The following is a 14,648-nucleotide window of genomic DNA, read 5'->3' as shown; positions in this document are numbered from 1 at the left end:
ATATTTCTGTATTTGAGCATTTTGCATAAATCCCAAGAGCGATTTCAAATCAGCAATATACAGATCGAAACGGTTTAGTTCGTCTATATATTGTACTTTTGAGCGTCAGGAATCGAATTATGCAAAGTGCTGTATTTGAAATCTTTCAAATATCATACCACGTTTACCCATAGCTTGTGCAGATGATAGTCATGAAAATGAGAATGAAAATCAATCGAATCTAAAAAAAGGCAGACCGGGACAATGCCCGATCAGCCTTTTCTGACGTTGCACATTTCTTGTATTCCATTGCTCTATTTAATACCTTTCCGATTATCCTTTTACTCCGCCTGCCGTCATCCCTTCAATAAAGTAACGCTGGAAGAACAGGAACACGACGAGAATCGGTAAAATAGCCAAAACGGATCCCGCGATCAGCACATCATAATTGTTGCCATACGGCGTCAGCAGACTGGACAGTCCAATTGGCAGTGTCAGCATGTCGTTGGTACGTAATACAATCATCGGCCACAGGAAGTTATTCCAACTGTTCATCGCCTGCAAAATAGCCATTGCTGCAAATGCAGGCGCCATCAGAGGCATCATAATCCGCACGAAAATGCCATATTCTGAACAGCCGTCAACCCGCGCAGCATCCATGAAGTCCTTGGGAACACCACTCAAATATTGACGGAAGAAAAAGATCGGGATCGGCGCGACGACGAAGGGTAGAATTACGCCCCATACTGTATTAATCAGCTTCATGCCAATCATTAGCTTGTAGAGCGGCAGCATGATAATTTCTACCGGGATCATCATCACGACCAGCACCAGTGTGAAAATCACATTTTTCAATCTAAAACGGTACATCTCCAGACCGTAGCCTACCATCGCGGACAATATCAAACATAACACCGTAAACAAGACGGTAATGACAATACTGTTCCAGTACCATTGAAAATAATCCGTCGTCCCCTGAAAGATGAACGCATAGTTTTTCAAGGACATGATGCCCCACTCCAGCTTAAGATTCAAGCCGTAGCGCAGCAGCTCCGTCGATGGCTTGAACGAGGCAAGCGTCACAGCAAATAGCGGAAACAAGGCAAACCCGGCAAACAGAATGAACAGGACAACGAGCAATGCGGATAACGAGCCTTTTTGTTTCTGAGCCATCGCTTAATCCTCCTTCCGGAACATGCCGAAAAATTTGAGCTGGATCAGGTTCAGCACGAGTGTAAATACGAGCAATACAATGCCCACCGCAGCTCCAAAGCCCATACTGTTCTGCTCCAGACCTTGGCGATAGAGATAGCCAACAATCGTTAAACCAATATCGTTCGGGGAGTTATTTCCGTTCCACAGCATGTAGCTCTCCGTGAACATGGATAACCCCGCATAAATGCTAATCGTAAATACGTAGATCGTCACTGGTTTCAGCATAGGAATCGTAATCCGCCAAAATGAATCGAAACGACTGGCTCCATCAATCTGCGCAGCTTCATACAACTCGGGAGGAATGTTCTGGAGTCCCGACATGTAATACAGCATGTTCACGCCTAACCATCTCCACAAGGCCAGCACGATCAACGCTAAAAAGCCGGTGTTCGCGTTCATTAGCCATTTGTAAGGCTCCAGACCGAATACCCCCAACAGGGAGTTCATCAGCGAACCATCCAATTCCCCGAACATGAGGCGGAAGATCGTTCCTGCTACCACCACTGAGGTTAGTGCAGGGATAAACATCACGGAGCGAAACAACCCTCTGCCCGGCATTTTAGGCGAATTCAGCAATACCGCCAATACCAGCGGCAGAGGAATCAGCACGACCAGGGTAAGGAGCGTGTACAGGACGCTATTCAATATCGCCTTTCCAAACGTAGGATTGATTAAGTCCTTATAATTTTCCAGTCCAACATAAGTTGTTATCCCTGGCAGGACTTCCTGAAAGCTCATAATGACCGTCGATATGACCGGATAGGCAAAAAATAACGCAAAGGACAGTAAAAATGGAAGGACAAACACATACGGTGCCGTACGGCTGGAATGAATAAAGCGACTCCATCGGCTTCTGGTCGGACGCTGAGGCTGTGGCGGCTGACCTGTCGGTACATTAGCGTTCGTATGAACGGGCGTTGCCATGAATCTCACTCCCTTTCCTGTTGGGGTCTATCTCAGTTCATCTGCCAGCTCATGTAGCACCGTGGCTGGATCTTCGCCATTCTGTAGTGTCCGATAAAGTATTTTATTGCGCACAGCACTGGCGATATCAGGCGTTTTCGGACCGATATGCACCGCATTGATTTCATCTTTGACTTCGATGAGCGTGTCAAAAATATTCGTTCCGAAATACTCCGTAAATTTATTCTTGGCTTTGGCTTCCGGCATGGTCCACACTTCACTACGGATGGGATCAAAACCAAGCTGCTTCCAGATCTCCACATTCCCTTGCTTGGATAGCTTGGCAAAGGCCAGAAAGCGCATCGCCAGATCCTGGTGCTCTGATTGGTTCGTGACTACTGTTCCGGTTCCACCCATACCCGCTGAGCGAAAACCACCTTTTTCCCACGCTGGCATGGGTCTGATGATAATTTTACCTTTTAGGTCAGGCATGTAATCCGTAAAACGTCCCATATACCACATCGGCATCCATACCGAAGCGGCCCCACCTTTGTTCATAAATCCGTAGTATTCCTCCATGTGATGCCCGCCGCCCGGTGCGGGAATAGCGATTTTGTCTTTTATCATCTGTTGAAGAAACTCGAGTGTTTTAATATTGGTTTCGTTATCCAACGTCAACTCGCCCTTGTCATCCAGAAAATCTGAATTTTGCTGGGAGATCATCGGCCAATAGCTCCATAGGTCATTCGTTTCTAAGGTCGCCATGGGCTTGCCTGTTTTCGCCAGTACTTGCTTGCCTGCAGCAGCATAGTCTGCCCAGGTGACGATGGAATCCGGGTTTACCCCCGCCTGATCCATAATCTCTTTATTGTAATACATCACTTCGGCCCCAACGTGGAAGTCAATGCCGTAATATTTACCGTCTTTGCCGTAAATCTGTACTCTGGAAGGCACAATGTTATTGATCTCGGGGTCAATCACCGGATTGAGCGGGACCAGCTGCGGTATGCCTTTGAGGAAATTACCAATCTTGTTCACCTCGATATCCGCGATATCCGGCGCTCCCACCCCCGATTGCAGCGCAATCGACAGCTTACTGTGATGGTTATCATAAGGAAATGTATTCGCTTTCAAATTAATCAATTCATCAGGGTGCTGTTGGTTCCATTGGTCAGCCATTTGCAGAAAAAACTTCTCATGCAGTTCATTGAACGTCCATAATACAAGTTCTGTTCCCGGCCCATCCTTTTCATCGGTCTTGAAAGAACAGCCTTGCAGCAGTCCAGCCATCAAAACCACCGCCATAAGCATCAAAGCCATGCGTTTTCTTCGCAGCAGCATATCCTTCCCCCTTCGCATGATGAAATCCTAATTCGTAAATGATTGCGCTTTCTTTTATTATTTAACATCAACACAAATTAGTTTACAACAACATTATTTATAAAATATTTATTTTCAACGCAGATTAGCGTCTCCTTTGCATTATAGGGGGAAAATGAATTGAATGAGGCTATGATGATTTTTGCATAAAAAAGAGGCCCCACTCGAATTGAAACTCGAAGTTGGGCCTCGCTTTTTTAACTACTCTTGGGAATGGGCTGCTTCGTCCTTCACTTCTTCCCGAAATGATCTAATACTTTCTTTACGACGATTATTTTTTTCTTCGATCTGCTTACGCTCCTCGTTGCTGATTTCAGAGGAAAATTCGTTTAGATATCCTTCAGCTTCATGCAGGTTCTGCTGTGTGTTCTGAATACTTTGTTGCAAATGTTCAACATTATCGGCTCGATTATCTGGTTTTGCCATTCGTTTGTCGCCTCCTAATAATGGGGTCGCTCAGTAGAGCGCTAATCCGTAGCTTGATCGCTATCGGAGCATTTTATGCATTAAAATGCTCCCCAAACCACTTTCCTGCGGCTACGGCTTCAGTCCGAGTCAATTGATGACCATTTCGTTCCCAATATGCTTCCACCTGCGCTCCGGCCCCTTCCAATAATGCTTGCAGCTCCTGAGATTCCGAAATTGGAACAATGGGGTCATTCTCACCGGAAGACAAGAATACAGGGATACCATTCAAAGCGGGCAAATCCAGCCCACGCAACGGCACCATTGCATGGTGTAAAATAGCTCCACGTAACGCTTTTGCATCGTGAAAGAGCATGCTGGCGGCTATGTTTGCACCATTGGAGTAGCCAAGAGCCACCACGTTATTACGATCAAAATCGTATTGCTCTGCAGCTGTGTCCACAAATTCGCTCAGTTCTTTGGTGCGAAATACGAGATCCTCAATGTCGAACACTCCTTCTGCCAAACGGCGAAAGAAACGTGGCATCCCATTTTCCAGCACATTTCCTTTCACGCCTAACACAGAAGCTCCCGGTGCTACCATCTCAGCCAAAGGTATCAGGTCTTGTTCGTTCCCGCCTGTACCATGCAACAGCAAAATAACCGGGGCTTGCGGATGATTTCCTTTACGAAATACGTGTTTCATTTATATTTCCTCCTCATTTTTTCTTTAAATTAAGATTCTTATTTTTAGTATAAATTGATTATAGCCAACTTCGCTGCCTTTTACAAACCTAATTAGTCTGATCTAAATCTTTTTCTAAAATGATGCCTTGTTCCATTGACATGTAGTATAGCTCTATTTTACTATCGTGTTAGATATTTAGAATATTATCTAAATATCTAAAGGAGGAAATGTATTTTGAACGATGCCTTCAAAGCTTTGGCTGATCCGACCCGGCGTACAATCTTACAGCTTTTAAAGGAGAAAAGTATGAGCGCAGGTGAAGTGGCTGAACATTTTCAAATTAGTAAGCCCAGCATCTCCCACCATCTCAATATCCTGAAGCAGGCTGGGCTGGTGCTGGATGAACGACAGGGGCAAAACATTATCTACACCCTGCATACAACGGTTGTGGCGGATGTCATCGGTTGGATGTTCAGCATCGCCCACTCCGATACCCCTGCCCAGAAAAATGTGAATCATATCAAGGATACGGAGGGATCTGAATGAAATTTCGAATACAATGGGGCTTTACGGATGTTTTGACGACTTTGATTGCCTTATCACCCGCTATAGGCGCTATACTGCTGTACGACCGACTTCCCAATGTTCTAGCCTCTCATTTTAGCTTTGACAATACTGCAGACGGGTATATGAGCAAAAGTGGTTCTATTATCATGCTCGTGCTGTTGGGTCTAGTACCGCTGGTCATTCGATTAGCACGCTACATGGACCCCAACAGAGCTAATTATGAGAAATTTTCAAAAGCCTATGAAGTTACGCGTGCAGGTATTTCTTTGGTTCTCGCTGTAGCTGGATGGGGGATGCTGCTGTATAACCTGAACATACGACTGCAAATGAATACTATAATTTTGGGAGTAATAGGCCTGCTGCTGCTGGTGATGGGTAATTATATGACTCAGGTGCAGCCGAACTATACCTTCGGTATCCGCACTCCGTGGACTCTGTCTAACCCCGAGGTATGGCGTAAAACGCACCGTTTCGGAGGACCTATGATGATGCTCGGTGGTGCTTCGGGTTTGGTGGCGGCATGGGTCGATGGAGTGGCGGGAACGGTCATTTTTCTATCCATGCTGATCATATCCGTCATCTCTCCCATACTCTATTCTCTCTTGTTGTATCGTAAGCTAAACCAGTAAGCAGACAAAGCCAAACCTGAACCTAAAAAAGGAACCTCCCAATCCACGTAAACGTAGAATTAGGAGGTTCTTTGTACATTTAATCTTAATATTAGAACAGCAGCTTATCGGGATGCGTGCCTACACGCTCATCAAGATGAAGACCATTGATTCGTTCAATATCCTCAGCCGTCAATTCAAAGTCGAATAAATCAGCATTTTCGCGAATACGATGCGCGGTTACAGATTTGGGAATCGTCACAATCCCCCGATCCAGATGCCAACGCAAAATAACCTGCGAAGAGGTTTTACCGTATTTGGCAGCAATCTCAACGATGTCCGCTTGCTCGGTTAATTTCCCCTTCATCAGCGGACTCCACGATTCAAGCTGAATCTGGTGCTCCCGGCAGTATTGATGCAGCTCTTGTTGAGTCAGACGAGGGTGAAGCTCCACTTGGTTGATGACAGGAACCATGTTGCTGTCTTTGAGGAGGTCTTCGAGATGGTGAACTTGGAAGTTACTAACTCCGATAGCGCGTACGCTTCCTTCTTCATACAGTCGTTCGAATGCCTTCCAGGTTTCCTTGTACTTATCCTTGCCAGGCCAATGAATGAGATACAGATCAATGATATCCAGACCCAGCCGCTTACGGCTTTCCTCAAAGGCACGCAGTGTTGAATCGTAGCCTTGATCCTGATTCCATAGCTTGGTAGTTACAAACAGGTTTTCTCTAGCCGCTCCACTATCACGAATGGCTTGTCCAACCAGTTCCTCGTTGCCGTAGATCGCCGCTGTATCAATGTGACGGTAACCGACCTCAATAGCTGTTTTGACCGCTTCGTAGACCTCATTGCCTTCCGCCTTGTAAGTACCGAAACCGAGCCAAGGCATCTGAACTCCGTTATTCAGTACAGTTGTATCCGCAATGTTCCCCATGTCTATTCCTCCTGTTCCTGATTATGAATTATTCAACGGGATGATTACAGTTTAGTTGCATCCTGAAAAGCATTCACTTGAAGTGGAGCAGCCAACAATTCTTTAGCCGCGGCAACAAATGCCTGGAAATGGGCAGAATTATTATGGAAATCTACAGCAGCAGCATCTTTCCACTCTTCAACCATCGTAAATGCGTTGGGATCATTCAGATCCTGCATTAACGTGTAACGTACATTGCCTTCTTCAGCTTGGGATGCGCTGATCAGCCCTTGGGTTTGTTGCAGAAAAGTCTCTCTTTTTTCAGGTAAAACTTTCATATCGGCATGAATAATAATCATATTATGTTCCTCCTCGTATTATGTAACTATTTCTATTATAGACCATTCTTTCGACAGAATAAAAGTGCGGGCGTTTCTGTAATACAGTAAAATAGATCGTATGGGGGAGAAGATCAGCTGATCCGTTCCTCCTATATTTTGTTTAACGGCGGTGAAGGCATGTGCGTTTTCAGACAAAACTAATGGTATTTATATCTCTTTTAGTACTGGTAGTTACCGGACTGTTGGGATTATCCTTTCGATATATGATCACCTCCGCTCTATATGATGAAATCGGAGAAAGGGCGCTCACCGTCGCCAATACCCTCGCCGTAGATGCGCAGGTCAGAGACGCTCTGGAGCAGACTGAGACGACGCAATTGCGTTCGCGTATCAACGAGGTCATAAAGCCTGTCCAAGCCAGCAGCGGCGCTGATTTTATTACTATTGCTGATCGTCATCTCATTCGACAGTGGCATGTAAACCCGGAGCGTATCGGCACGCCTATGATAGACCCCATGAATGATAAGGTACTGCAAGGGCAGTCCTTTATCACTGAATCGACGGGTTCTCTCGGACCGTCAATACGCGCCAAAACAGCCGTTTATGATACGCAAGGTAAGGCCATCGGGCTCGTCTCTGTAGGTTTTTTAATGACAGATGTGCAGCAAAATATTCGTACATACACATATGCATGGCTCTGGTTTATGGTGGGCGCGCTGATGATCGGCATATTGGGAAGCCTGGTTATAGCGCAACGGGTTCGACGCGCACTGCATGGACTGGAGCCAGTGGAGATCGGACGGTTGTACCAGGAAAAGCAAGCCATTATTGAGTCCATCGGCGAAGGAATTATCGCGGTTAATAGTAACGGACAAATCACACTTGCCAATCCACAGGCAGCTCGCTTGATCGGACTCCCCGCGGAAACCTCTATCTACGGATGCGACCTTCGTCACTTGACAGGTGTTCCAGATGTACTGGTTGATATGCTTGTTGCCGATTACACAGTAGAGCATTCAACGATGGGGCCAGATCAGGGACAGGACATATGGAATAAGGAAATTGAGGTCCAGCAGCGAATTGTAGTCGTCAGCCGTGTGCCGATCCAGGATCGTTCCGGTCGCATCATGGGCACGGTTGCCAGTCTGCGTGACAAGACCGAACTGCTCCACATGACACAACAGTTGACAGAGGTCAAAGATTACGCGGAAGTACTTCGATCACAAACACACGAATACGCCAATCGGCTGTATCTCATATCCGGCCTGATTCAGTTGGAGTGTTATGACGAAGCGGTGGACTTTATCACCCAGGAATCAGAGGAATATCGTGTACACAGGCCGATTGGCACAGCTCTCCTAACCGATTCAATCATCGCCAGCCTACTGATCGGTAAGAAGAAACAGGCGCTGGAAAAAGGGGTTTTACTCCATTTTGATATTAAAGGAGCATTCTCAACCCAGTCTCCTACGTTGGAGTGGTCCTTTCTCGCTTCTATAGCCGGAAACCTGCTGGACAATGCCATGGAAGCTGTTGCGATGTCCTCCATCTCTGACGGACAGGTCTGGTTCCGGCTTGAAGAAACGACTGAAGCCATCATCGTCGAAGTTGCGGATAACGGATCGGGAATTTCGGACGATATCCAAGAAAAGCTGTTTGTCAGGGGAGCTTCGACCAAAGCAGATGCAGGACATGGATATGGCCTTGCTCTCGTGCTGGAGTACACTGAACGAATGAGCGGCTCTATTGAAGTGCATGAACGGCCTGGTGGTGGAAGTATTTTTGAGGTATACATTCCTTTACATAGGACAGATATGAGTAATGATGCAAAAGGAGGTTATGCCCATGAATGAGCGAGTTTTATCGGACATTGAGGTTCTTATTATTGAAGACGATCCGCGAATTGCGGAGATTAACCGCCGATTTATTGAAAAGGTAGACGGGTTCACCGTATGTGCAATCGCGACGAACGAATTTGAGGCAAAACTTCAACTGGACGTGCTCCGTCCTCCTCTAGTCGTGCTGGATGTTTATTTTCCTGATACAGATGGTCTAACCCTGCTATCGTTCATTAAGCAACACTATCCGGGTACAGATGTTATTATGCTGACTGCCGCCAAAGAAGCTGAAACAGTGGTACAAGCCGTTCGAGCAGGCGTGTTTGATTTTATCGTAAAGCCGCTTATATTCGAGAGATTGCGTGCGACCTTGGAGGAATATGCCCGATTTCGGCGACAAATCACAACATGGCAAGAGGAACAATCCACAGTCGAACAATCTGAAATTGACAGTTTGCTTCAAAGCGCGGGCACCGGTCGGATGGCGGGGAACGGAGTCGGAGAATTATGGGCCAAAGGCATCGATAAAGTAACTTGCGACAAAGTGCTAGATCTCCTGAATCGACGGGGTGAGGTGACTACAGGTACAGTGGGAATTGAGCTGGGTATGAGCCGTTCTACAGCCAGAAGGTATCTGGAGTATTTAGTGGAAAGTGGCGACGCGCACCACGATCAGGTGTACGGAACCGTCGGCAGACCGGAGCGTATCTATCGGCGACAGCGGAGGGATGCATAAACCACCCAACTCTGATGTCCTGTTACTTCCCCCTCTTCCTATTCATAATTTTATTGAATTTAATTCACTTAATCGATCAAAACGGTTTAAATGACCACATTATTTACGTCCTCCTTCCCGATTGCTAGAATGATCAACAGTTAGTTGATTGATAATGATTATCAGTTTCTCTGATAATCATACTGGAACGGGGGATAACGTATGGCAACACCGAAACAACCACTGCGCACAGGCATGCTGCTTGCAGCGATCCTGGCACTACTGACGGTCATTATGGCGGGATGTGGACGCCAGTCACAAGATAACAGCGCAGTAGCACCTCAAGCAACAGGCGACACTCGAATGATTAAACATGAGATGGGAGAAACCAAGGTTACAGGTACACCCAAAAGAATCGTAACCCTGGAATTCTCTTTTGTCGATGCCACAACCCAACTGGGCGTTACTCCTGTCGGCATAGCTCAGGAAAATGACGATGATATTGATGGGCTGCTCGCTAAGAAAATCAACTTCACACCAGTAGGCACGCGCAAACAGCCAAACCTGGAAACGATCAGCTCCCTGAAGCCGGATTTGATTATTGCCGATCTGAATCGTCATAAAAGCATATACAAAGAACTAAGCGAGATTGCTCCGACCATTGTTCTAAAGAGCCGCAATTCCTCCTATGAACAAAACCTGGCTTCCTTCGGTGTCATCGCCGATGCGTTGGGTGAGAAGGAAAAAGGCGAGCAAATTCTCGCTGCGCATAAAGCTACCATGGAAAAGTTAAAAGAAGGCATCAAAGCTGGCGAGTCACGTAGCGTATTGCTAGGGGTATTCCGCTCTGATTCACTATCGGCTCACGGTGCTTCATCCTTTGATGGACAATTGCTGGAGCAAGCGGGTATTCACAATGCCCTTCAAAATACAAGCGAGCCTACCGTCAAGCTGACGCTGGAACAGATCGCACAAGCGGATCCTGATGTGATCTTTTTGGTGGAAGCCGATGAGAAGCTGATTGCGGAATGGAAGCAAAATCCGCTTTGGCAAAACATTACGGCCGTCAAAAAAGGGGAAGTTTACGAAGTGAACCGGGCACTATGGACCCGGTACCGTGGACTCGGCTCAGCCGAGAAAATACTGGAGCAAGCCATTTCGCTTCTGTATCCCGCGCAAAGTAAAGGAGACGGCTCCCGTTGATCGGACAAGTCTCACGCGACCGGCTGAATAAGCCGGTCTTCTTTGCACTTATCGCTGCGTTGCTGGCTGGATTGCTGCTCAGCGTGGCGATTGGCCCAGTCAGGATGGACATCCCCACCATGCTGACTGCGCTGTTCACCGAGCATCCGTCCAAGGATCAGCTCATTGTCTTGACGGTACGCCTACCGCGTGCCGTTATTGGCCTAATCGTCGGGGCGGGGCTCGCCGTGGCTGGAGCCCTGATGCAGGCCATCACACGCAACCCGCTGGCCTCGCCGCAGGTATTCGGGGTCAGCTCAGGCGCTTCGCTGGCTGTCGTGCTGTCCGTCGTGCTGCTGCCGAATATCGGATCGTCCGGCAGCATTTATTTTGCTTTTGCCGGGGCCATCGCAGGCGGCTCCTTCGTATATGCGCTGGCCGGAACGGCGGACATGACGCCGGTTAAGCTGGCCCTTGCCGGGATGGCCGTGCATCTGTTGCTGGCCTCCATCACCCAGGGACTGCTCGTGTTCAACGAGCAAATATCCGATGTGCTGTATTGGCTCACCGGAGCCATCGATGGTTCCACTTGGGCCGACACGCGTCTGGTGCTGCCATGGTTCGCCGTGGGTATGATCCTTGCGCTGGCGCTGGCCCCCTCGCTATCTGTGCTGAGCCTCGGGACGGAAGTCGCACAAGGATTGGGACAAAACGTACGTCTTGTCCGTCTACTGGCCTCGGCCTCAGTGATTATGCTGGCAGGCTCTGCCATAGCGGTAGCTGGGTCCATCGGCTTTGTGGGCCTGATGGTGCCGAATATCATCAAGATGTTTACAGGCGACAATTACAAGCGGGTCATTCCCCTGTCTGCAATCTGCGGAGCTCTGCTGCTGACATATGCAGACGTGCTTGGACGATTTATTGCATTTCCTTATGAGTCGCCCGTTGGTATTGTAACGGCGCTGGTGGGTGCGCCCTTCTTTTTATATCTGGCGCATAAGAACGGGAGGACTTCACGATGAAAAAACTGTGGATTTTACTCGCACTAATGCTGGGTGTTGCTTTTATAGCTATAGGCGTGGGCAGCACCTACATTACGCCCTCTGAGCTGATCACAGCTCTGACTGACCAGAATGCCTCTTCCTGGTTCATCGTTCACCACTATCGGCTGCCACGTGGTCTGCTGGCCATCATGGCCGGAGCTGGGCTGGCAGTAGCCGGTGTTCTGCTACAAGGCATGATCCGCAACCCGCTAGCCTCGCCAGATGTGGTAGGTGTATCCAAGGGGGCCGGCTTTGCGGCGGTTCTCGTCATCGTACTGCTGCCCTCATCCCCAGTGGCGCTGTTGCCTGTAGCGGCCTTTGTCGGTGCCGGACTAGCTGCACTGTTGCTCGTACAGCTTTCGATGAAGGGAGGCATGCGTCCCAATATGCTAGCCTTGACCGGACTGGCGGTGGGCGCTATTTTTCAGGCTGCGACCGATTATATACTGGTCAAGTATCCACTCGAAGCCAGCGACACGCTCACTTGGCTAGCTGGAAGTCTGTGGGGAAAAGGCTGGGACGAAGTGTATGGGCTACTGCCGTGGTTAATCGTGTTGCTGCCTCTCGCCTATACCCTACAGCGCAAGCTCGACATTATGAGCCTAGATGAAGAAAGCTCTGCTGGGCTGGGACTTAGCGTGAAACGCGTGCGTACAGGACTGCTAGCCGTGTCAGTCGCCTTGGCTGCCTCCTGTGTTGCTGCCATCGGCTCCATCGGCTTTATCGGACTGCTGGCACCGCATCTGGCACGGCGGTTATTTGGCAATCGCCACCGCTATCTATTGCCCGGCTCGGCGATGATCGGCGCCCTGATTCTCGTCCTTGCTGACGCGCTGGGACGAGGTCTGAGGCCGCCGCTCGAAATTCCCGCTGGCATCGTGACAGCCGTCATTGGCGCGCCATATTTTCTGTATCTATTGCTGCGGGAACGCAAACAAAAAGGCAGCGGATAGGATTAGGATAAGAAGTTGCGCAGCGCTGCTAAACGCAGTACTATACTCTAGCGTTTAGCAGCGCTACCTGTACACCGATACGCCGATTAACTTCTTCTCTAAACGATTCATCATGCAGTAACCTCTTTTTAAAAACATTTATCATTTCAGGAAAGCTGGCATTTGTGCTAGGGTCCAAATCGTTAAAAAAGACAGCTAGCTCTGTCGAATGCCCTTCTTTATCTGTCGCATACATTGCCAGTGTCAAAACGTAAGCCGTGGAGCCTCCTTTTTGCCCAGTATGTTTCAGGAATTGCTGGTTTTCAGGAAGAACCATAAATGGTTCCTCCATGACCTCGGACAATAACTTTTGCTCAGCTTTTGTGAACCCTTGACGGCGGTTCAGCTTACTCATTAAAGAGGCATAATCGGCTGTCGTTGAAGCTATAAAACGATCCGTATTAATACGGTCATAATCCTGATCATACCAGGTCTCAATATCTGCGTTTTTCTTGTAAGAACCACTCACATCACGGCGCAGCTTGTTATGAATCACGCGGGCATATCGGCGAAACTCCGTGTCCGACATCGCCTGAATGGCTTCTTTGGCAGAAATATTATTCTTTGTATTATTCCAATTCTCACCTTGTCTCTCCTTCATCCATTCGTAGGGAATCAAAATGGAGGATACAAACGGATAAATGGGATCATGATTTTGCAGCCCCATTTTGGCTCTCGTCCGATTGATCGCATCCACCCCCAGTTTGTCCATTAAATACTCCGCATTGGCGTTGGAACTAAATTGAATCATCCCCTTGGCGACGTCTCGTACAGATACAGTTTCATTCTGTATCCGCCCTTTAGCCTCCATATTCTGTAGCCACGCCGTATGAGCACCACCATCCAAACCCGGCAAATAAAACCTTTCCAGCGAAATCAGCTTCACTCTGTCATCCGGGTTGATCTGATCCACCGCCGCTTGCTTGGCATATTCGATCGCAATGATTGTTTTGACGGTGCTCGCCAAAGGCATCATCCGGTTTTCCTCTTGGCCTGCCAGCTTTTTTTCATCTCTCAGAATCGTAATCGAAACTTTTTCTGCATTCTCCTCCACAAAATGAAGTAAACGCGTGGCAGCATCCTGTTCCTTTGTTTCACCCTCAACCTCGGCTGCAATCGCAGTTGTGGGCCGGACGGTATTCGGGGGATTAGCCACTTGATTCTGCATGAAAGATAGTAATCCTGTTGCCACTCCCATAACGATGAGCACTGTAGCCAAAATAGTTGCTACTATGATAAGGCGCTTTCGTTTCACTATAACCTCCCCCTGTATACACTTCATACACAGGTTTATTTTCCCATTTTTATATTTCAATTTCTATTTTAAACGAAAACACAGTACAAAAAGTTTCATTACGTGTCATATTTTCAAATAACATAAAAAAGAGAGCCTCCTGTACATAACACAGGCTGACTCTCTTTCATTACCCTTCGACACTTATGCTGGATAGGGTACTTCGGTTCCATTCAATATGAGGTGCATCCGAATTTCCGCTTTTAAGGAGTCGGATACTGCACAATATTTTTCCTTACCCATCTGAATCGCTTTCCATACGCGGTAATCTGGAATATCTCCATCTACATGGAATGTCAGATCAATCGCTGTAAAGCCTGTCGGCATTTCTTCCTTGCGCGTACCTTCTGCGTCAATATCAATACGAGTAATGTCCGACAAGAAACGATCCAAAATCATTGTGATATCGATCCCCATACATCCTGCCAGACCTGCCAACAGCAGTTCCATGGGAGTCATCCCTTTACCATCACCGCCATAAGCCGCCGTAGCATCCATCCCTACAGAATAACCGGATGGTCCCTCCGAAGTAAACGCGCGTTTGCCGTGCCAAGTTGTAGATACTTTCATGTTCAAAGGCCT

Annotated in this window: 16 protein-coding genes; 7 read left to right on the top strand and 9 right to left on the bottom strand. The window is 47.8% G+C overall.

What is annotated here, in order from left to right; genetic code table 11:
• Nucleotides 1-312: 312 nt before the first annotated feature.
• The 5 genes from NSQ58_RS17950 to NSQ58_RS17930 form a co-directional block, all read right to left on the bottom strand.
• Nucleotides 313-1,152: a carbohydrate ABC transporter permease gene (locus NSQ58_RS17950; protein ID WP_023987072.1), complete on the bottom strand. Its 840-nt coding sequence runs from the start codon at nucleotides 1,150-1,152 to the stop codon at nucleotides 313-315.
• A gap of 3 nt (nucleotides 1,153-1,155) precedes the next feature.
• Nucleotides 1,156-2,118, bottom strand: a complete 963-nt coding sequence (locus NSQ58_RS17945) for a carbohydrate ABC transporter permease (RefSeq protein WP_023987071.1) — start codon at nucleotides 2,116-2,118, stop codon at nucleotides 1,156-1,158.
• Between the two features lie 27 nt (nucleotides 2,119-2,145).
• Nucleotides 2,146-3,438, bottom strand: coding sequence for an ABC transporter substrate-binding protein (locus NSQ58_RS17940; protein WP_023987070.1), 1,293 nt, complete (start codon nucleotides 3,436-3,438; stop codon nucleotides 2,146-2,148).
• A 240-nt stretch (nucleotides 3,439-3,678) separates the two neighbouring features.
• Nucleotides 3,679-3,903: a small acid-soluble spore protein Tlp gene (tlp, locus tag NSQ58_RS17935; protein WP_013308822.1), complete on the bottom strand. Its 225-nt coding sequence runs from the start codon at nucleotides 3,901-3,903 to the stop codon at nucleotides 3,679-3,681.
• Nucleotides 3,904-3,976: 73 nt separating this feature from the next.
• Nucleotides 3,977-4,588, bottom strand: coding sequence for an alpha/beta hydrolase (locus NSQ58_RS17930; RefSeq protein WP_341057961.1), 612 nt, complete (start codon nucleotides 4,586-4,588; stop codon nucleotides 3,977-3,979).
• 216 nt (nucleotides 4,589-4,804) lie between these two features.
• On the opposite strand from NSQ58_RS17930, the gene NSQ58_RS17925 reads away from it, so the two are divergent.
• Nucleotides 4,805-5,116, top strand: a complete 312-nt coding sequence (locus NSQ58_RS17925; RefSeq protein ID WP_013308820.1) for an autorepressor SdpR family transcription factor — start codon at nucleotides 4,805-4,807, stop codon at nucleotides 5,114-5,116.
• Nucleotides 5,113-5,766: an SdpI family protein gene (locus NSQ58_RS17920; protein WP_341057960.1), complete on the top strand. Its 654-nt coding sequence runs from the start codon at nucleotides 5,113-5,115 to the stop codon at nucleotides 5,764-5,766. Before NSQ58_RS17925 ends, NSQ58_RS17920 begins: the two co-directional genes overlap by 4 nt.
• A 91-nt stretch (nucleotides 5,767-5,857) precedes the next feature.
• Here NSQ58_RS17920 and NSQ58_RS17915 read toward each other — a convergent pair whose 3' ends face one another.
• Together NSQ58_RS17915 and NSQ58_RS17910 are read right to left on the bottom strand one after the other, a co-directional pair.
• Nucleotides 5,858-6,682, bottom strand: a complete 825-nt coding sequence (locus NSQ58_RS17915) for an aldo/keto reductase (RefSeq protein ID WP_023987067.1) — start codon at nucleotides 6,680-6,682, stop codon at nucleotides 5,858-5,860.
• A 44-nt stretch (nucleotides 6,683-6,726) separates the two neighbouring features.
• Nucleotides 6,727-7,020, bottom strand: coding sequence for a putative quinol monooxygenase (locus tag NSQ58_RS17910; RefSeq protein WP_013308817.1), 294 nt, complete (start codon nucleotides 7,018-7,020; stop codon nucleotides 6,727-6,729).
• 161 nt (nucleotides 7,021-7,181) lie between these two features.
• Between NSQ58_RS17910 and NSQ58_RS17905 the strand changes: the two genes are divergently transcribed.
• The 5 genes from NSQ58_RS17905 (at nucleotide 7,182) to NSQ58_RS17885 (ending at nucleotide 12,733) form a co-directional block, all read left to right on the top strand.
• Nucleotides 7,182-8,855, top strand: a complete 1,674-nt coding sequence (locus NSQ58_RS17905; protein ID WP_341057958.1) for a sensor histidine kinase — start codon at nucleotides 7,182-7,184, stop codon at nucleotides 8,853-8,855.
• Nucleotides 8,848-9,576, top strand: a complete 729-nt coding sequence (locus NSQ58_RS17900; protein ID WP_023987065.1) for a response regulator — start codon at nucleotides 8,848-8,850, stop codon at nucleotides 9,574-9,576. The genes NSQ58_RS17905 and NSQ58_RS17900 overlap by 8 nt, the downstream gene beginning before the upstream one ends.
• A 201-nt stretch (nucleotides 9,577-9,777) precedes the next feature.
• Entirely contained in the window at nucleotides 9,778-10,758 is a 981-nt protein-coding gene (locus NSQ58_RS17895) for an ABC transporter substrate-binding protein (protein WP_341057957.1), read from the top strand.
• Nucleotides 10,755-11,759 (top strand): FecCD family ABC transporter permease, encoded by a 1,005-nt coding sequence (locus tag NSQ58_RS17890; protein ID WP_341057956.1) that lies wholly within the window; start codon nucleotides 10,755-10,757, stop codon nucleotides 11,757-11,759. Before NSQ58_RS17895 ends, NSQ58_RS17890 begins: the two co-directional genes overlap by 4 nt.
• On the top strand, nucleotides 11,756-12,733 hold the full coding sequence (locus tag NSQ58_RS17885; protein ID WP_053324655.1) for a FecCD family ABC transporter permease: 978 nt from the start codon (nucleotides 11,756-11,758) through the stop codon (nucleotides 12,731-12,733). The genes NSQ58_RS17890 and NSQ58_RS17885 overlap by 4 nt, the downstream gene beginning before the upstream one ends.
• 40 nt (nucleotides 12,734-12,773) lie before the next feature.
• On the opposite strand, the gene NSQ58_RS17880 is transcribed toward NSQ58_RS17885, so the two are convergent.
• Both NSQ58_RS17880 and NSQ58_RS17875 read right to left on the bottom strand, forming a co-directional pair.
• Nucleotides 12,774-14,027 (bottom strand): serine hydrolase, encoded by a 1,254-nt coding sequence (locus NSQ58_RS17880; RefSeq protein WP_053324654.1) that lies wholly within the window; start codon nucleotides 14,025-14,027, stop codon nucleotides 12,774-12,776.
• 183 nt (nucleotides 14,028-14,210) lie between these two features.
• Nucleotides 14,211-14,636 carry an OsmC family protein gene (locus tag NSQ58_RS17875; RefSeq protein ID WP_023987060.1) on the bottom strand — a complete coding sequence of 142 codons (426 nt, stop codon included), beginning with the start codon at nucleotides 14,634-14,636 and terminating at the stop codon, nucleotides 14,211-14,213.
• Nucleotides 14,637-14,648 lie beyond the last annotated feature (12 nt).

Source organism: Paenibacillus sp. FSL M7-0134, assembly GCF_038007865.1.
GTDB lineage: Bacteria > Bacillota > Bacilli > Paenibacillales > Paenibacillaceae > Paenibacillus > Paenibacillus polymyxa_B.
The sequence above is the reverse complement of the archived record's forward strand: the minus strand, read 5'-3'. Positions and strand labels throughout refer to the sequence as shown.